This is a genomic window from Amycolatopsis sp. NPDC034160 (assembly GCF_055575355.1).
This window is the reverse complement of the sequence record NZ_JBVISU010000022.1, coordinates 130186-148570: the sequence shown is the minus strand read 5'-3', so window position 1 is coordinate 148570 and position 18385 is coordinate 130186. Positions and strand designations below refer to the sequence as shown.

Here is an 18385-nt window from a genome sequence, read left to right as displayed (position 1 = left end):
CCGGGCCGTTGGGTCCCGAACCCGAGGAGCCCTCCAGCAGGTCCCCGGGGGTCGTGGGTGGCGGTTCGGGTTAGAACCCGAATCGCCACTCACGACCAACCCAGCCCACCCCTCGCCGGCACCGGGCTCGGTGGAGAGAGTGCACTTTCCATAAGGATGGCGCCGCATCCATGGTCACGGGAATTTCGCGGCCACCCAAGTGGTCAGCTCCGCTCGCGCGGCCTGCAGGTCGGCGGGTGTCACCGCGGATCCGTTGCCGACGAACGCGAAGTGCGCGCGGCCGCTGTCGGCGGAGGAGAGCAGCAACCGATTCACGCCGGGTACTCCCGGTTCGGGGGCGACCGAGACCGGTTCGACGCCGGTGTAGGCCGGCAGGCCGGTGCTGGAGCCGAGGTCGCTGATCACGGTGGTTCCCGTGCGGGAAAACGACGACGGCAGATGCAGTTCGGTCGGGGCCTTTCCGCCGTTGGAGCGCCAGACGAGTATCCCGTACTGCCCAGAGCCGGCGACCCTGCTGAGCGCGGGCATCGAATCGGGGATCCGGTTCCAGGCCGCGACTGCCCGGTCTTCGTAGGTGAAGGCCTTGGTGTCACCCGCGACGGCGCGGGGGAAGACCCGGTCGACCAGTTTGCCGTCCATCGTCAGCTTCGCGTCGCCGCCGTCGGTCCGCACCGCGGAGAAGTGCTCGTCGTTCATGGCGTCGCCTTCGGTGCGGACCTTGTCCGGGTTGTCGTTCATCAGCTCGTGGTGGCGGTCGTAGTAGATGTCCCAATGCCATTGGCTGCCGGACAACGGCCGTCCGGAGCCCGCCGTGCCGGACCACCAGTTCGCGCCGGTCACCCGGGAATCCAGCGCCTGGTACATCGCCTTCAGCACGGTGGGTGCCTTGTCTGAGGTGAAGCCGGCGACCGGGTGGCCGAATTCGGAGACGATCCCGGTCGTGCTCAGCGCCTGGGATCGGTCGCGGATCAGGCCGAAGTCCTTGACGTACTCGCCGTCTTTGGCCAGCCCGGGTTTGAGCACCCCTGACTGCGCTTTTCCGTCGTAGAAGTGCGAATTGAACACGTAACGGTTGCCGAGCGCGGGTACACCGGTCAGCCCGCCCGGTTCGGCGACGAGGTCCACGTTCTGGTTCCAGAACATGTGCGGTTCCACGAAGGCCGCCTTGTCGCCCCAGCCCGCTTCGTCCATCCGGCCGCGGAACTGTTGGTAGAAGGGCCAAAGCAGGTCCCGCTCCCAGGTCGGGCCGGTCTGGCCGGAGTCGTAGCGGCCGGCGTACGGCTCGTTGAGCGGGTCGGCGCCGAGCACGAGCCGGAACGCGGCGGGGGAGAGGTTCTCCTTCAGGAAACGCATGGTTTCGCCGGCCTGGTAGACGAACTCGTCCCTGATCCGGATCGGCCCCGCCGCGGTCGCGAGTTCCCGGTTGTGCCAGAAGTCGTAGGTCGCGCTGGTGACGGCCTGGTTGTTCTTGACGTTCTGTCCCCAGTGGAAACAGATACCGCAGGATTCCGGCGGATAGCCACCGGCGCGGATCAGCCAGGCGGGCGCGCCGTCCCCGGTGTACCAGCTCCCTGGGTTGAACAGGTACCGCGAGTACAGATCCTGGTGGAAATCCAGGTAGACGCGGATGCCTTGGGCGGCGAAGGCGGAGATCTGCTCGGTGACCTTGGCCAGGTACGCCCGGTCGATCTCGCGCGGTTCCGGTTCGGTCCACGCCCAGGTCACCAGGAACCGGACGGCGTTGGCGCCGGTCAGCCGCCGCATGGCCGCGGCCGAAGTCCGGGCGTCGTCCACCGTCGCGAAGGGCAGCCCCCGGAATTCGGCGAGTTTGGCCTCCCCGGACACGTTGAAGCCGCGTAGGACCACCTCGCGGCCGTGTTCGTCGCGGAACGCCTCACCGGAGACGCCGACGGATCCGTTGTCGAACCAGAGTGGCGACTCGGCCGCGGCCGCTCCGGCGGGAATCGGCGCGAGCAGCAGAACCGCCGATAAGAGAAAGAAAAATCGTTTCATGGCTTCACCTCGGTAGGTAGGACCGCAAACCTGGTCGCTCTGCCGGATCCAGAAACATGAGAAAAAATCGCGTTACTGCACTCTAGTGGCCGCGGCCACCACGCGCCAGAGTGTTCCGAGAGGATCGGCCCGGCTTTGGGTATGATGGGAAACCGGTTTCCGGAGCGGGGGCGGCGTGGGTTCGCAGATCACTTTGGCGGATGTCGCCGAGAGGGCCGGCGTTTCGCTGGCCACGGCGTCGAGGGTCGTCAACGGCAGTGAACGTGTTGTGGGTACGCGTTTCCGCGAGCGTGTCCTCGCGGCCGCCGCCGAACTCGGCTATACGGCCAACGCCTTCGCGCAGGCGGTCGCGCGGGGCCGCAGTGACGTCGTGGGGCTCGTGGTCGCCGACATCCAGGACCCGTATTTCTCGGTGATCGCGGCGGCCGCGCTCGCCGTGGTCGAACCGCATGGCGAGCTGATGCTCGGTACGACTCTGCACCGGCCGGAGCAGGAGCTGCGCTATGTGACGACGATGCGGGCGCGCCAGGTGCGGGGCATCGTGATGGTCGGCAGCCGGACCACCGACAGCGGGCACACCAAGCGGCTGGCCGAGGCGATCGCGGAGTTCGTCTCCGACGGCGGCCGGGTGGCGGTGATCGGCCAGGACAAGCTGGGGGCGGACACCGTACTGCCCCAGAATCGTTCCGGTGCCAGGGAACTGGCGTCGGCGTTGACCGAACTGGGGCATCGCTCTTTCGCTGTTCTCGGCGGCCCCAAGAATCTTCTGACGGCGCGGGACCGGGTCGACGGCTTCGTCGACGGCCTCGCCAAGCGGGGCAGGCGGGCCGAGGTCGTCGTGCACAGCGAGTTCACCAGGGACGGTGGATACGAGGCGATGAACGAGCTCCTCGATCGGACGAGGCGGCCCGGCTGCGTTTTCGCGGTCAACGACGTGATGGCGATCGGGGCGATCGCCGCCGCCCGTGACCGTGGCCTCCGCATCCCCGAGGACATCGCGATCGCGGGTTTCGACGACATCCCGTCTCTACGGGATCTCGCGCCCACGCTGACCACGGTCCGCCTCCCGCTGGAGGACATGGGCCGGATGGCCGCTTCCCTCGTGCTCGACGAGGAACGGCAGGGCGGCCGCAAGCGGGTGATCCGAGTCAAGGGCGAGGTCGTGCTCCGCGACAGCACCCTGCGCTGAGGCCGCGGGCACGTGTCGTGATTGGACCGTTACTCGGTTTCTTCTTGATCGCCGGAGCGTTGTCGATAACGTGAATGGCCCGCGTGGTGTTAACGCTAACGTCGAGGAGAGCGATCCGTGGCCGACAGCTCGACTCAGTGCTGGCCCGCGGGCGGCGGAGCGGTGGTGGCCCGGACGATGAGGTACGTGTCCAGCGATTGGTTGGCCGCCACGCGATGGTCGTCTTCGAGCAGGGCGAGCAGGACGTTGACCGCGGCCCGGCCCGCCGCCTCGGCCGGAATGGACACCGTGGTCAGCGGAGGTGCCGAGATCGCGGCGAACACGAGGTCGTCGAAGCCGACCAGGCTGACCTCGTCCGGCACCGGGACCCCGCGGGCGTTGAGCCTTGCCAGTACACCGAAAGCGACCATGTCGTTGTACGCCACGATCGCGGTCACGCCGGCAGCGAGCGCGAGATCCGCCCCCTGCAGCCCGCCTTCGAACCGCGCCGGGAACGGGCCGAACTCCGCGATCTCGATCCCGTGTTCTTCGGCGGCGGGCAGCAGTCCGCGTCTGCGGGCGGCCGAGGACCAGGAATCCTTGGGCCCGCCGATGAACGCGCATTTCCGGTGGCCGAGCGCGGCGAGGTGCTGGACGGCCTGGCGCATCCCGCCCGGGCTGTCCACCACCACCGACGGGATGCCTTCGACCTCCCGGTTCAGCAGGACCATCCAGGTGTGCGCGGCCAGTTCGTGGAGCTGCTCGTTCGACATGCTGGGGCTGCAGAGCACCAGGCCGTCGACCTGTTTGGCCATGCTGCGGGCGAGGTTCTCCTCGACGATGGGGTCCTGGCCGCTGTTGGCGAACAGGACGGCGGTGTCGTCCTGTCTGGCCCGCGCCTGCGCTCCGTCGAGGACACCGGTGAAGAACGGGTTGTCGAGATCGGAGACGATGATCCCGAGCTGGCCCGTGCTCTTCGCCGGTTTGCGAGGTCCGCCGACGGGGGAGTAACCGAGTTCGCCCGCCGCGGCGAGAATGCGGTTCCGGGTCTCGGCCCTGACCAGATCAGGAGTCGTGAAGGTACGGGAGACCGTGGAGATGGACACCTTCGCCCGTTGAGCGACGTCGTAGATGGTGACGGTCACGAAACTCCCTTTGCGCAGACTTGCACAACATCATGTAAATGGTCTGCCGCCTTGTCAATTCGCTACGCCGCGCCGCCCTTCCGCCTGCCCATGAAACCGGCTTCTACCTGCGATTTCGTCCTTGACACCGAGAAGACGTCACCCGTACGGTTTGCTCGCAGAAAACGCGCAAACTCGCAGGATCGGAGACCCAATGGCGGGTACCGCACGCCTTGCTGTCGTCGGCACGTCGGGATACGCGGCCACCTATGTACGCAGAGCCCGCGACCTGCACGACGAAGGCTTGATCGAGTTCGCCGGGCTCTGTGACGTCCGCGAGCCGTCTTCCGCCGCGCTCGACCTGCTCCCCGACGGCGCCTCCGTGCACCGCGACGTCGACGCGCTGATGCGGGCGGTGAGCCCGGACGTCGTCGTGGTCGCCTCGCCTCCCCATACGCATCGGGCGGTGGCCGAGTCGGTGCTGCTGTCCGGCGGAGACCTGCTGATTGAGACGCCGCCGGTGCTCGACCTCGACGGGTACTTCGCGCTGACCGGACTCGCCGCCCGCTCCGGCCGGATCTGTCAGACGGGGTTCCAGAGTTTCGGGTCGGCCGCACTGCCGCCGCTCGCGGCCGCGATCTCCAGGGGGGAGCTGGGCAAGGTCACCGGGGTCGGCGCGGCGGGCGCGTGGGTCCGCACCGATGGCTACTACGCGCGTAATCCGTGGGCCGGCCGCCGGTGGCTGGACGGCGAAGCGGTGGTGGACGGGGCGCTGACGAACCCGTTCTCGCACGCTGTCGCCACCGCGTTGCTGGTGGCCGGGGTCGAAGAGCAGGATCCGTCGGACATCGCCTTGGAACTGTTCGGCACCCGCGACCTCGAAGCGGACGACACCGCTTGCCTGCGGCTGAAGTTCGACCAGGGTCCGGAGATCGTGGTGGCCGCTTCCCTTTGCGCGGAACAGGATCACGAACCCTACGTCCTGGTGCACGGCACCGGCGGGCGGGCGAAGTTCTGGTACAAGACCCATCGGCTCGAGATCAACGACGAGCGGATCCCGGTCGCGCCCCCGGCGGATCTGCTGCGCAATCTGATCGAACACCGGCGAGATCCGGAGCGAATCCCGTTGCTCGCCCCGCTGACCCGGACCCGCGCGTTCGCTTCGGTGGTGCAGGCGGTGCGGGACGCGCCCGAGCCGGCCCCGATCCCCGACGGCTGGATCCGCAGTGTCGGCGCCGGTCCGGGACGGCATCCGGTGGTGCGGGGGATCGCCGAAGAGGTCGCCGTCGCCGCGGAACGGCTTGCCCTGTTCTCGGAACTCGGGGTGCCGTGGGCGGGGCCGAACCGGTGGTGGCGTGGTGTTCACCGGGTGCCCGTCATCTCGTGACGCCGGTGGTCCGCCGCACGACCAGGTCGCTGCCGAGCCGGAGCACTCCCGTCCGCGGCCGGGCGCCGATACCGCAGGCGAGCCGTCCCGCTGCGACACCGGCCTCCTGAAGCGGAAGCCGGACGGTGGTCAAGGGTGGCCGGGTGTCCCGGCAGAAGCCGTCGTCCCCGAAGCCGGCGACGGAAAGCTGCCTTGGGACGGCGTGCCCCAGGGCGCGGGCGGCGGCCAGCACACCTCGCGCCATCAGGTCGTTCGCCGCGACGATCGCGGTGACCTCGTTGTGCCGCAACAGTTCCTGGCTGGCCTGCCAGCCCGAATCCCAAGTGAACGCCCCCTCGACGACCAGACTCGGGTCGTGCTCGCGGGTTGCGGTGCGAAACCCGCGCAAGCGTTCCCTGGTGGCGGTGTCGTGAGGTGGTCCGGTGAGATAGCCGATCCGCCGATGACCGAGGCCGGTCAGGAATCCGATCAGCCGGATCGTCCCGCCGATGTTGTCGAAGGTGATGGCCGTCGCCTGCGGAAGGCCGGGGAGTGGCGGTCTGCCGCAGAGGACGACATCGGCGCCTCGGCGGAGAAAGTCCCTCAGCAGTTTGGAAAGTTCGAGCCGGTGCCGCAGACCGCGGACGCCGCCGCCGACGAGGATGACGCCACGGGCGCGCAACCGTCGCAGCCGCTCCAGTTGCGCGATCTCGCGAAGCGGGTCGTTGCCGGTGCTGCACACCAAGGCCAGGTGGTCGGCGAGGAACATCTGGTGCTGAACGCCGTCGATGATCCGCGCGGAGCACGGGTCGGTCAGGTCGGCGACGAGGACGCCGACCACGCCGGACGCCGTGGCCCGCGGGACACCGACGCCCGGAATGGTGTGGTCGGCGGACACCGGCCCGCCGAGATCTTGGCGCATGCCGTACTCCTCTCCGCTCCCTTGCAGAAAGAAATGACATGATCGCGCGCTGCGACATCTGTTGTCAATCTGCTGTGTAGCCACCTGTTCGGCCGTTGACAGCGGCTTTGCGCCGCCTTTACGGTTCACGCTCACAGTCACACTTTCTGAAAGTTGTGCAAGTTGCGCGACTGGGGATGGAGCTGGGCATGAGCTCACGGAGACTCCGGCTGCGGTCGGCGATCCTCGCCCTCGCGGTATCGCCTCTGCTGGCCGCGTGCGGATCCGGTGCGGACGGCGCGAATGGCGAGGTGACCATTTCCTTCGCCTGGTGGGGCAGCGACGGGCGGGCGACGATCACGAAGAAGGCCGTCGAGCTGTTCGAACAACGGAACCCGGGCATCAAGGTGAACACCACCTTTTCGGCGTACAACGCCTACTGGGACAAGGTCGCGACGCAGACCGCCGGCGGGAACCCACCGGACGTGATGACGATGGACACCCGCTACCTGTCCGAATACGGAGAGCGGAAGGTCTTGCTGGACCTCAACGAAGGCGCCGGCAAGCAGGTGTCGCTCGCCGACATCAACCCGGAGCTGGCCGCGACCGGGACGCTCGGCGGCAAGCGTTTCGCCGTCCCGTGGGCGCAGAACGCTTCGTCACTGGTGTACGACCCGGCCGCGTACCAGGCGGCCGGAGCGGACCTGGGCAAACCGATGACGTGGGAGGACTTCCGCGCGGCCGCCGAGAAGGTCAGTGCCGCCAGCGGGTTCACGAAACGAGGCGTGACCGACTTCGGGCTGCTGGACAGCGCGCTGGAGATCTGGCTGCGGCAGCATGGGAAGTCCTTCTACACCGCGAACGGCGAACTGGGGTTCGGCGCCGAGGACCTGCGCGCCTTCTGGGAACTCGCCGGGAAGTTCCGGACCACGAGGGCCGGGTCGGCGGCCGACGTGACCGCGTCCAACAACACCTCGCCCGAGCAGTCGCCGCTGGGCAAGAAGCTCACGAGCGCGGAATTCGCTTATGACAGCGTGTATCCCGGCTACCAGAAGGCACACGGCAAGGATCTCGCCGTCGCGCCCTACCCGACGGACGATCCCGCCAACACCGGACAGTACCGGCGTCCGGCGATGTTCCTGTCCGTCTCGGCTCGGGGCAAGGCGCAGGAGGCCTCCGCGAAACTGGTGAACTTCCTGATCAACGACCCCGAGGCCGGCAAGATCCTCGGCGCGGAACGGGGCCTGCCGCCGAACCTGAAGATCCGTGCTCAGCTGGCCGCGGAAGCGACCGGGACGAACAAGGTGATCTTCGCCTACGAGGCGGGGATCGAGCCGAAGCTCGGTCCCGCGCCCGCCGTGCCGCCCAAGGGAGCGGGCGCCATTCAGAAACTGTTGCAGCGCACCTACGAAGAGGTCGCCTTCGAACGGCTCACCGTGGACGCCGCCGTCAGCAGGTTCATGTCCGAAGCACAGAAGGACCTGAAATAGGTATGACCGTCCTTCGTGGAACACCGACGGCCAAGTCGGTGGCGGCGCCGGCCCCACGGGATCGCCGCCCCCGTGGGGCCGGACGGCGCCGGGTCGATCACCAGCCGCAGGCGTACGTCTTCCTCACGCCGTGGATCATCGGCGCCGTCGCGCTGACCGTCGGGCCGATGATCGTCTCGCTGTACCTGTCCTTCACCGAATACGACCTGTTCACCGCGCCGAGCTGGGTCGGGCTCGACAACTACGTCCACATGTTCACCGAGGACGATCGGTACCTGCAGTCGGTCAAGGTGACGCTGCTGTACGTCCTCATCGCGGTCCCGCTGAAACTGCTCGTTTCGCTGCTGATCGCGATGATGCTGAACACGCGTGCCGCGTCGAACGGCTTCTACCGCGCGGCCTTCTACGCTCCGTCCCTGCTGGGGGCGAGTGTGGCCGCCGCGCTCGTGTGGCGGGCGATGTTCACCGAGGGCGGCTCGGTGAACGCGCTGCTGGCGGGGCTCGGCTGGGACACCCCCAGCTGGGTCGACGACCCTGGGTACACGCTCTGGTCGATCATCCTCTTGACGATCTGGCAGTTCGGCGCCCCGATGGTGATCTTCCTGGCCGGGCTCAAGCAGATCCCGCGCGAGCTGTACGAAGCGGCCGAAGTGGACGGTGCCGGCGCCGTCCGGAGGTTCTGGCACATCACGTTGCCGATGCTCTCACCGGTCATCTTCTTCAACCTGGTGCTGGAAGCCATCCACGCGTTCCAGGTGTTCACCCCGGCCTTCGTGATCGGCGGCGGCCGTGGCGGCCCGGCCGATTCGGCGCTGGTCTACACGTTGTACCTGTATCAGGCGGGATTCGAGGACTTCGAAATGGGCTACGCCTCGGCGATGGCGTGGGTGCTGCTCGCCGTGATCGCGCTCGTCACCGCCGTGATCTTCCGGACCGCCCGACTCTGGGTCTTTTACGGCGACGAGCGTTCGGGGACCAAGTCATGACCGTCCGGCTGAAAACGATCATCTGGCACCTGCTGTGCGTCGCCGCCGTCATAGTGGTGCTGTATCCACTGGTGTGGCTGGCTTTCGCGTCGGTCAAGCCGCCGTCCGAAGTCCTGTCCAGCCTCAGCCTGCTGCCCAGCGAGATCGTGCTGGACGGCTACCGGCAGGGCTGGGAGGGCGCGGCGGGAATCGGGTTCGGGACCTTCTTCCTGAACTCCTTCATCGTCGCGTTCGGCTCGGTGCTCGCCAATCTGATTTCGTGCACCTTGGCGGCGTACGCGTTCGCGCGCCTGCGATTCCGGTTCTCCGGGCCGCTCTTCGTCTTCATGATCGCGACCCTGATGCTGCCGCACCACGCCACGTTGATCCCGCAGTACGTGATCTTCAAGCAGGCCGGTTTCGCCAACACCTTCCTGCCGTTGATCCTGCCGAAGCTGCTCGCCACGGAGGCGTTCTTCGTCTTCCTCATCGTGCAGTTCATGCGCGGCATCCCCCGTGAACTCGACGAAGCCGCCACCATCGACGGCTGCGGCGTGTACCGGACCTTTTGGAACGTGGTGCTGCCGCTGGCGAAACCGGCGCTCGTCACGACGTCGATCTTCACGTTCATCTGGACGTGGAACGACTTCTTCACACAGATGGTGTATCTCAACGACGCGGAGAAGTTCACCGTCCCGCTGGGACTGCGGCTGTTCGTGGACACCAGCAGCCAGTCCAACTTCGGCGCGATGTTCGCGATGTCGGCACTGGCGCTCGTGCCGATCGTCTTGTTCTTCCTGGTGTTCCAGCGGCTGCTCGTCGAAGGCGTGAACACCAGCGGGATGAAGGGGTGAGGTCGATGAAGGCGACGCGGTACGACCGGCTGACGGAGTTCTCCGACTGCCTGCTGCTGGGGATGCTGGTGTGCCTGGGTTCGGTGCCCGTGGTCACCGCCGGGCCCGCCTTCGCGGCCGGTTGTGCCGTGGCCCGCCGGTGGCGGGACGGCGACTCGCCACCGATGGTCCCGGCCTTTCGGGACGCGTTCGTCCGCCACTTGGCCGGGGGAGTCCCGTTCAGCGTCGGCGCCGGTGTGGTGATCGCCGTCCTGTGCGCCGACCTGGCCCTGTTCGGTGCGGGTCTGCCGGGTGGGCGGGCGCTCGCGGCGGTGCTCGTGCTCCTGCTGGCCGCGTCGGTGGTCGTGGCCTTGCGAACCTGCTCCGTGGTGACTCCCGGTGAGGGATGGCGTGCGGCGTTGCGAACGGCTTTGCGGCTCAGCCTGGATCCGCGTCGTTCGGCGTTGCTCGCGGCGGCGGCGGGGGTGGCCGGGGTAGTCGTCTGGATGCAGCCGCTGATGCTGCTGGTCGTGGCCGGGCCGCTGATCCTGGCCGCGGCGGGGACGGCTCCGTGACGGCGCCGAAGGTCGTCGTCTTCGGTACGGCGGGGTACGCGCTGGTGCATCTGCGCCGGGCGCGGGCCCTGCACGACGACGGGGAGATCGTGCTGGCCGGTGCCTGCGACGTGCGGGAGCCTTCACCGGAGTCGACGGGCCTCCTGCCGCCCGAAGCCGTGCTCACCCGGGACATCGGGGAGCTGCTGAGGCAGGTCGCACCGGACATAGCGGTGATCGCCACCCCTCCGCATACGCATCTGGTCGCCGCGCTCCTCGCGGTGGACGCGGGATGCCATGTCCTGCTGGAAAAGCCGCCCGTGCTGAACCTGGCCGCCTTCGACCTCTTGTCGGAGCGGGCCGCTGCCGCGGGAGTGTCCTGCCAGGTCGGCTTCCAAAGTTTCGGGTCGGCGGCCTTGACCGTGTTACGTGACGCGGTCGCGGCCGGTGCCGTCGGCGAACCGCGCGGTGTGGGCACCGCCGGGGCCTGGATCCGCCGGGACTCGTACTACGGACGCAACGGCTGGGCCGGACGACGTGTCCTCGACGGAGTGTCCGTTGTGGACGGATCGCTGACCAATCCCTTCGCCCACGCGGTGGCGACGGCGACCCTCGTGGCGGGCACGGCCGACCTGCTGCCGCGGCGGATCGACGTCGAACTCCACCGCGCCAGGCCGATCGAAGCCGACGACACCGCCTGCGCACGGCTGAGCTTCGAGAACGGCGTGGACGTGGTCGCCGCGGCCACGCTCTGCGCCGGCCAGGTCTTCGAGCCGTATGTGGTGCTGCACGGCACCGAGGGGACCGCGCGATGGTGGTACCGGTCCGACCGGCTGGAGCTCAACGGCGAGGCCGTGCGTGCCCGACTTCCCGCCGAACTGCTGCGGGATCTCGTCCGACACGTCGAGGAGAGGACCTCACTGATGGCGCCGCTGGCACGAACGCGAGCGTTCACCGCCTTCGTCGAGGCGGTGCGTGACCACCCCGGGCCGAAACCCATCCCACCGGAATGGGTCGATCTCGCCGACGAGGGGCCGGAACGCCGCTATCTCGTGCGTGGAGTGGAGAAATCCGTCGAATCCGTGGCCGAGGAGATGGCCCTGTTCTCCGAACTGGGCGTCCCATGGGCGACGTGACGAACGCCGCCGGTCTGCTGAGCCTGACCGAGGGTGCCGGTCGCGTACGTGTCGCGGCCGGTGACGTCGACCTGGTGGAGTACGTCTTCGAACCGGACGTCCCGCGCCCGGACTCCCCGAAGCCGTACTTGCATCCGCTCAGGACGACGGCGGGCGACGTGGTGAGCGCGGTCCGGCCGCACGACCACCCCTGGCACAACGGCGTGCAGTTCACCGCGGCCAACCTGTCCGGGCAGAACTTCTGGGGCGGCCGAACGTTCGTCCGCGACCGGGGTTACGTCCCGCTGGACAACAACGGCTCCACGCGTCACGTGCGGTGGCACCACACGGAATGCGTGGACGGCCGGGTGCGGTTGCGGCATCACCTGGACTGGGAGACCAGCGCGGGGGAGCGGTGGCTGGCCGAGGACCGGACCATCGAGATCAGCGACGTCGACCTCCTCGACGGTTCCTGGCTGCTCACCTGGAAGACCTGCGTGCGGAACACGAGCGGCGTGCGCCTGCGCTGGGGTAGCCCGGTGACCGAAGGAAGGTCGACAGCGGGCTACGGCGGACTGTTCTGGCGCGGGCCGAGGTCTTTCACCGGCGGCGACGTCCTCACGTCGACCGGCGTCCGGGACGACGAGGCGATGGGGAAGCGTGCGGCGTGGCTCGCTTACACCGGACTGCACGACGTCAGCCTTCGCGCGTCCACAATGGTCTTCGTGGACTGCCCGGCGAACCCGGTGTACCCCACGCCGTGGTACGTCCGCACGACGCCGTTCCCCGTGGTCAGCTTCGCGGTGACGTTCCACGAACCGCTGCTGCTCGAACCCGGTGAAGAACTCGGGCTGACTCATCACGCCGTCATCGCCGCCGGCCGTTGGGAGGAGGACCGCATCGAAGACTATCTCGCTCGGCGCATTCGTCCCCGCTGGTTCGAGGAGAACAGATGATGCTCGCCAAGCTCCTTCCCGTCGTACTTGCCCTTGGCCTCGTTTCGGCGGCGCCCGCGAACGCCGACTTCGAGCACCTCGGCCGTCAGACACTCGGTCCACGCGACGGCTGGGCCGCCGCCACGAGCGGAACCACCGGTGGGTCGGCGGCCACCCGCGATCAGGTGTACACAGTGGACACCCGATCGGAACTCGTGGCCGCCCTGCGCCGAACCGGTCCGAAGATCGTCCAAGTCCGCGGCACCATCGAAGGCAATGCCGACGACCTCGACCGACCGCTGACGTGTGCGCAGTACGCCGACCCTGGGTACAGCCTGCCTGCCTATCTCGCTCAGTACGACCCGGCCACCTGGGGCAAGGTCGCGCCCTCGGGGCCGATCGAGGAGGCACGCACGAGGTCGCAGGCCAACCAGGCGAGCCGGGTCGTGATCGACGTGGGCTCCGACACCACGATCGTCGGTCTCGGAGACGACGCGACGTTCCGCGGGCTGACCCTCCGGGCGTCAGGCGTGGACAACGTCATCGTCCGCAATCTCCGGTTCGAGGACGCCTACGACTGCTTTCCGCAGTGGGATCCGCTGGACGGGGAGACCGGCAATTGGAACTCCGAGTACGACAACCTCGTCCTTTCGGGCGCCACCCACGTGTGGATCGACCGGTGTGACTTCAGCGACGGCGGCAACACCGAACGTACGGTCCACTTCGGACGGCCGTACGAGGTACACGACGGCCTGCTCGACGTCGTGCGGGGTGCGGATCTGGTGACGTTGTCCTACAACAACTTCCACGATCACGACAAGTCGCTGCTGATCGGCAACACCGACCGGCCGGGCGCCGACGTCGGCAAGCTCCGGGTCACGCTGCATCACAACCTGTTCGAGAACCTCGGTTCACGCGCACCGCGAGTCCGGTTCGGACAGGTTCACGTGTATAACAACCTGTACGTCGTGCCGAAGGCCGCCGAGTACGAGTACTCCTGGGGTATCGGCTTCGAATCGAAGCTCTACGCGGAGAACAACTTCTTCGTGACCGGTCGTGATGTGGATCCGAGTACTTTCGCGAAATGGTGGAAGGGAACGGCGCTCCACGCCACCGGGACACTGGTGAACGGACGGCCGGTGGACGTGGTCGCGGCACACAACGCGGCGTTCGATCCGGATCTCGGCACGGATGTCGGCTGGGCACCTACGCTCGTTCCGCGGCTGGATGCCACCGCGAAGGTGCCGAGGGAGGTTCGGGACAAGGCGGGGGTCGGGCGGAACTGGGCGCGGTGAAGGAGTCTTGGCGGGCCGGCGCCACTGCCAGCCTGGGGTGGAGCTGCCGGGAGGGAGTAGCGGCCGGGCCGTGAAGGACCCAGGCTCAGCCGAGGAAACTCGACCTTCACACCTTCCCCAGTACATGATGGCCCCCTTCCTTGCGCCAGGCGCAAGGAAGGGGGCCATCATGTACTTCACGCGAGCAAGGCCGTCGGTCCAGGTGGTCGTGAGTGGCGATTCGGGTTAGAACCCGAATCGCCACTCACGACCAACCCAGCCCACCCCTCACCGGAAGCCTCAAGGCCAGGAAGTCCGTGAAGGCCTCCTTCCCTACCCTCAAAGTAGGGAAGGAGGCCTTCACGGACACGCCACTTCTGCCAGCCGAGGCTCACCCCGGATACGGCGGCGTCAGGTCTATCGGGTCAGAGCTTGCCGGTGCCCGCCCCGTTCCGGACCACCGAACCGACGTTCGCCGCCGAGTCGAGGGAGTAGGAGTAGGGAATGCTCTTCACGCTGCCGCCGGCGTCACCGGCGCCGGAGTTGACGAAATGGTTGCCGCGGGCGACCAGGCTGCCGGCGGGCGAGCTGCCTTCACCGCGGTGGAACGGGTCCTTCGTGTTCTCGAAGTAGTTTCCTTCGACCAGGACACCGGCCTCCATTGTGGACGCGGCACCGTAGGAACCCACACTGGCGTAGTAGTTGTTGTACACGTGGACGGGGTTCCCGAACCGGACCCGCGGGTGACGCTGGTTCGTGCCCGCGAACCAGTTGTGATGGTAGGTCACCCGGAGCTTGCCGCGATCCTCGCCGCCGTTGTCGTCGCTGTGCCCCAGCAACATCGTCTTGTCGTGCGAGCTGAACTTGTTCCAGGACACGGTGACGTAGTCCGACGCGCGTTTGACGTCGACGGCGCCGTCGTAGCCGTTCGAGAAGCTGTTGTGATCGATCCAGACCCTGGTCGAGTACTGGACGTTGATCGCGTCGTCCGACCAGTTCCGGAAGTTCAGGTTCCGGATGATCACATTGGAGGCGTTGGCGACGTTGAGTCCACCGCCGGTGATCTCGGAGCCCGAGCCGACACCCACGATCGTCTTGTCGGCGGTGACCTTCTGCATTCCCGAGATGGCGATCGACCCGGAAACCCGGATCACGGCCGGACTCGTGGACTTCATCGCCGCGATCAACGCCGACGACGTCGTGACGGTCACCGGTGTCGCGCTGCCGCCGCCGGTCGTGCCGCCTCCTTGGGTGGCCCAGCCGGCGAGGTCGAACGGTGCCGCTGTCGCCGGCGGTGAACCGGCTACGGTAGCCGCCGCCAGCACGGCGACCGCGATGGCCGTACGTAAGGTTTTCTTCGTCATGATGGATCCTCCCGCCGGGCGGGCCGCGTTGCCCGCCCGGGATAGCAGGGGTGAGGAGACGCACCTGTCAGCACGTGGGACTGCCAGCACTTGGGAAAGCGCTTTCCCAGCTTGACGGTAAACAGGCTCGGCGGCGGCTGTCAACAGGCCGGTCAGGTGGCGCCCGCGAACCGGTCACCAAGAAGCGGGCGAACGGGCGAACCATTGTCTCAGTGTGTCACCTCGGTTAGCATCATCGGGAAACGGTGAAAACCGGATCGACGCCGCACTCTCCCGAACAATTCGTGACAGTGGAGTTTTCACTGTCGCCGTAGTGAATCCCCGGTCATCGTCGAAACGTCGCATGTAACTCTGCAGGCTCGATGGGGTGCCTTGTGAGAATCAGAACTGTGTCGCGACCCGCCATAGGAAAGCGCTTTCTGAAGCCGCGCGCAGGCCGTCCGCGATGGCGGCCGAAAGTCCGTGCCGTCCTCGCCGCGGTGCTGGCGGCGGTCGCGATGGCGTCGGCGGCCCCACCGGTCGCCGCCGCGACGGGGGACGGTTCGCCCACCGACTCGAACATCAAGTACTTCGGCCGATGGGACACGCGGTCGGCGGGTGCCTATGTCTCCGAGTGGGCGGGTGCCTACGTCGTGGTCGGTTTCACCGGGACCACGGTGAAACTGCGTCAACGAGGGGCGATCGATCTGTTCGCCAGTATCGACGGCGGCCCGTTCGTCTCCTATGTGAACGTCAGCGGGACGGTGAACCTGACGCCGAGGCCGCTCGCGGCCGGAACACACTCCCTGCGGGTGTCCTACCGTCCGGTCGCGGGTTCGTACCACGGCGATGCGGTCTTCCAAGGTGTCACCCTCGATCCGGGCGCGAAGACCGTGGTGCCGACGGTGCCGTCGAGGGTCATCGAGTTCATCGGTGATTCGATCACCGTCGGCCAGCGTTCCTCCAGACAGGCTTTGACCGCCTACGGCTGGCTGGTCGGGGAGCGGCTGCGCGCCGGACACACCCAGATCGCGGTGGGTGGTGCGTGCCTCTACCCGGCTTCCGACGGGTGCGTCGGGATGAGCCAGCGGTTCCTCCGGACCGGACTCGCGTCGAACTCGCTGAACTGGGACTTCTCGCGCTACCGAGCCGACACTGTGGTGATCAATCTCGGCACCAACGACGTCGGGCACGGGGTCACCTCGGAGCAGTTCCGTGGCGCGTACGTGACCTTGCTGCGCAACGTTCGTGCGAAGTACCCCAACGCGACCATCCACGCGATGCAGACCTTCCGGAAGCGCTACATCGCCGAGACGAAGGCAGCGGTCAAGACGGTGACCGACGCCGGTGACACCAAGGTCCGCTACATCGACACCACCGGCTGGATCGACGAAGCCACCGACACCGCCGACAACGTCCACCCGAACGACACCGGTCATCGCAAGATCGCCGACCGCCTCGCCCCACTGCTGGGCTGAACCAGACTAGAACGGAGTGATCGATGCGTACGCTTGTAGTCGCCATGGTCGGCGCGCTGACCGTCGCGCTGGCACCGGCCGCTGTTGTGGCGGCCGAAGCACCGGGACCGGACAAGCTCGGCAGGGGTGTCCTCAACATCCATGGCGCGGAAGGAAACCGGGTCAGCTGGCGCCTCCTCGCCGATGATCCGCCAGACGTGCGGTTCAACGTCTACCGGGACGGCGTGAAGGTCGCCGAGGTCGGCGGGCCGACCGGCTACGAGGACAAGGGGGCCAGGGCGGACGCGCGCTACTCGGTACGCGCGGTCGTCGGTGGTGTCGAGCGGCCCGCCGTGGCGAGCGCCGAGGAGTCGCTGACCTTCGACGCGGGTATCGCGGCCGCCAGCAGGGACGTGCCGTTGCAGATCCCGCCGGGCGGCACGACACCGTCCGGCGAGGCGTACACCTACTCCGCGAACGACGCGAGCGTCGGCGACCTCGACGGGGACGGCCAGTACGAGATCATCCTGAAATGGGATCCCAGTAACGCCAAGGACAACTCCCAGTCCGGCTACACCGGGAACGTCTATCTCGACGCGTACAAGCTCAACGGAACGCGGATGTGGCGGATCGACCTCGGGCGCAACATCCGCGCGGGCGCCCACTACACGCAGTTCCAGGTGTTCGACTACGACGGTGACAACCGGGCCGAAGTCGCCGTGAAGACCTCGGACGGCACCCGGTCGGGCACCGGGCAGGTGATCGGCAACGCCGGCGCCGATCACCGCAATTCGAGCGGCTACATCCTGTCGGGGCCCGAGTTCCTGACGGTCTTCCGCGGTACGGACGGCGCGATTCTCGATACGGAGAACTACGTTCCGGCGCGCGGGAACGTCGCGGACTGGGGCGACAACTACGGCAACCGGGTCGACCGCTTCCTCGCCGGGACGGCCTATGTGGACGGTGCCCGGCCGAGCATCATCATGGCGCGCGGCTACTACACCCGTGCCACGGTCTCCGCGTGGGACTTCCGTAACGGGCAGCTCACCCGTCGCTGGACCTATGACTCCGGGAACGGCAACACCGGTGCCTACGGCCAGGGCAACCACAACCTGTCCGTCGCCGACGTGGACGCCGACGGCAAGGACGAGATCGTCTACGGCTCGGCGACCATCAACGACAACGGCACGCTGATGTACCGGACCGGGTTCGGTCACGGTGACGCCATGCACGTCGGTGACCTGGTGCCCAGCCGCTCCGGGCTCGAGGTGTTCACCGTCCACGAATCCAAGACCGCGCCGTCGATGGACGTGCACGACGCCCGGACCGGCCAGGTCGTCTACCGGGCACCGACCTGTAACTGTGACACCGGACGCGGCGTGGCGGCGGACGTCTGGGCAGGCAATCCCGGCGCGGAGATCTGGTCGTCGACGGACGGCGGGCTGCGCAGTGCGGCGACCGGCGCGCAGGTGGCGAGCCGGAAACCCGGTTCGATGAACTTCGTGGTCTGGTGGGACGGCGACGCTCAGCGCGAGCTGCTCGACGGCACCCACATCGACAAGTACGGCACCGGCGGTGACACGCGGCTGCTGACCGCTTCCGGGGTGCGGTCCAACAACGGCACGAAGGCGACGCCGACGCTGTCGGCGGACATCCTCGGTGACTGGCGCGAAGAGGTCATCTGGCCGACGACCGACAACCGGGCACTCCGCATCTATTCCACGACCGATTCGACGGGTATCTCGCGGCCGTCGCTGATGCAGGACCGCCAGTACCGGGTCGCGGTCGCCTGGCAGAACACCGCCTACAACCAGCCGCCTCACCCCAGTTTCGCGATGTGACCGAGT

15 protein-coding genes are annotated in these 18385 nt (G+C 67.6%); 11 read left to right on the top strand and 4 right to left on the bottom strand.

All coding sequences use genetic code 11. The features are described from left to right. Positions 1-174: 174 nt before the first annotated feature. Entirely contained in the window at positions 175-2013 is a 1839-nt protein-coding gene (locus ACZ54P_RS33145) for a cellulase family glycosylhydrolase (RefSeq protein WP_465465546.1), read from the bottom strand. A gap of 175 nt (positions 2014-2188) precedes the next feature. Between ACZ54P_RS33145 and ACZ54P_RS33140 the strand changes: the two genes are divergently transcribed. Beyond that, the gene (locus tag ACZ54P_RS33140; RefSeq protein ID WP_465465545.1) at positions 2189-3202 is read left to right on the top strand and encodes a LacI family DNA-binding transcriptional regulator; all 1014 of its coding nucleotides are present in this window, start codon (positions 2189-2191) and stop codon (positions 3200-3202) included. A 134-nt stretch (positions 3203-3336) separates the two neighbouring features. Here ACZ54P_RS33140 and ACZ54P_RS33135 read toward each other — a convergent pair whose 3' ends face one another. Then, positions 3337-4326, bottom strand: coding sequence for a LacI family DNA-binding transcriptional regulator (locus ACZ54P_RS33135; RefSeq protein ID WP_465465544.1), 990 nt, complete (start codon positions 4324-4326; stop codon positions 3337-3339). Between the two features lie 193 nt (positions 4327-4519). Between ACZ54P_RS33135 and ACZ54P_RS33130 the strand changes: the two genes are divergently transcribed. Further along, positions 4520-5692, top strand: a complete 1173-nt coding sequence (locus ACZ54P_RS33130) for a Gfo/Idh/MocA family protein (RefSeq protein ID WP_465465543.1) — start codon at positions 4520-4522, stop codon at positions 5690-5692. On the opposite strand, the gene ACZ54P_RS33125 is transcribed toward ACZ54P_RS33130, so the two are convergent. After that, positions 5682-6593 carry a LacI family DNA-binding transcriptional regulator gene (locus tag ACZ54P_RS33125; RefSeq protein ID WP_465465542.1) on the bottom strand — a complete coding sequence of 304 codons (912 nt, stop codon included), beginning with the start codon at positions 6591-6593 and terminating at the stop codon, positions 5682-5684. The genes ACZ54P_RS33130 and ACZ54P_RS33125 overlap by 11 nt on opposite strands. Positions 6594-6781: 188 nt before the next feature. Here ACZ54P_RS33125 and ACZ54P_RS33120 point away from each other — a divergent pair, with 188 nt between their 5' ends. From ACZ54P_RS33120 to ACZ54P_RS33090, 7 genes are read left to right on the top strand one after another with little or no spacing between them, the layout of a single operon-like run. Beyond that, positions 6782-8062 carry an ABC transporter substrate-binding protein gene (locus ACZ54P_RS33120; RefSeq protein ID WP_465465541.1) on the top strand — a complete coding sequence of 427 codons (1281 nt, stop codon included), beginning with the start codon at positions 6782-6784 and terminating at the stop codon, positions 8060-8062. Positions 8063-8064: 2 nt separating this feature from the next. Then, positions 8065-9048, top strand: a complete 984-nt coding sequence (locus tag ACZ54P_RS33115; RefSeq protein WP_465465540.1) for a carbohydrate ABC transporter permease — start codon at positions 8065-8067, stop codon at positions 9046-9048. Beyond that, positions 9045-9881 (top strand): carbohydrate ABC transporter permease, encoded by an 837-nt coding sequence (locus tag ACZ54P_RS33110; RefSeq protein ID WP_465465539.1) that lies wholly within the window; start codon positions 9045-9047, stop codon positions 9879-9881. The genes ACZ54P_RS33115 and ACZ54P_RS33110 overlap by 4 nt, the downstream gene beginning before the upstream one ends. 5 nt (positions 9882-9886) lie before the next feature. Beyond that, a complete protein-coding gene (locus tag ACZ54P_RS33105; RefSeq protein ID WP_465465538.1) occupies positions 9887-10435 on the top strand; it encodes a DUF624 domain-containing protein in 549 nt (182 codons plus the stop codon). Then, entirely contained in the window at positions 10432-11550 is a 1119-nt protein-coding gene (locus tag ACZ54P_RS33100; protein ID WP_465465537.1) for a Gfo/Idh/MocA family protein, read from the top strand. Before ACZ54P_RS33105 ends, ACZ54P_RS33100 begins: the two co-directional genes overlap by 4 nt. Continuing rightward, entirely contained in the window at positions 11547-12485 is a 939-nt protein-coding gene (locus ACZ54P_RS33095) for a DUF6807 domain-containing protein (RefSeq protein WP_465465536.1), read from the top strand. Before ACZ54P_RS33100 ends, ACZ54P_RS33095 begins: the two co-directional genes overlap by 4 nt. Further along, positions 12482-13759: a pectate lyase family protein gene (locus tag ACZ54P_RS33090; protein WP_465465535.1), complete on the top strand. Its 1278-nt coding sequence runs from the start codon at positions 12482-12484 to the stop codon at positions 13757-13759. The genes ACZ54P_RS33095 and ACZ54P_RS33090 overlap by 4 nt, the downstream gene beginning before the upstream one ends. A gap of 404 nt (positions 13760-14163) precedes the next feature. On the opposite strand, the gene ACZ54P_RS33085 is transcribed toward ACZ54P_RS33090, so the two are convergent. Beyond that, a complete protein-coding gene (locus tag ACZ54P_RS33085; protein WP_465465534.1) occupies positions 14164-15102 on the bottom strand; it encodes a pectate lyase family protein in 939 nt (312 codons plus the stop codon). Positions 15103-15491: 389 nt separating this feature from the next. Here ACZ54P_RS33085 and ACZ54P_RS33080 point away from each other — a divergent pair, with 389 nt between their 5' ends. Together ACZ54P_RS33080 and ACZ54P_RS33075 are read left to right on the top strand one after the other, a co-directional pair. Beyond that, positions 15492-16559: an SGNH/GDSL hydrolase family protein gene (locus ACZ54P_RS33080; RefSeq protein WP_465465533.1), complete on the top strand. Its 1068-nt coding sequence runs from the start codon at positions 15492-15494 to the stop codon at positions 16557-16559. A 23-nt stretch (positions 16560-16582) separates the two neighbouring features. Next, positions 16583-18379: a rhamnogalacturonan lyase gene (locus tag ACZ54P_RS33075; protein ID WP_465465532.1), complete on the top strand. Its 1797-nt coding sequence runs from the start codon at positions 16583-16585 to the stop codon at positions 18377-18379. Positions 18380-18385 lie beyond the last annotated feature (6 nt).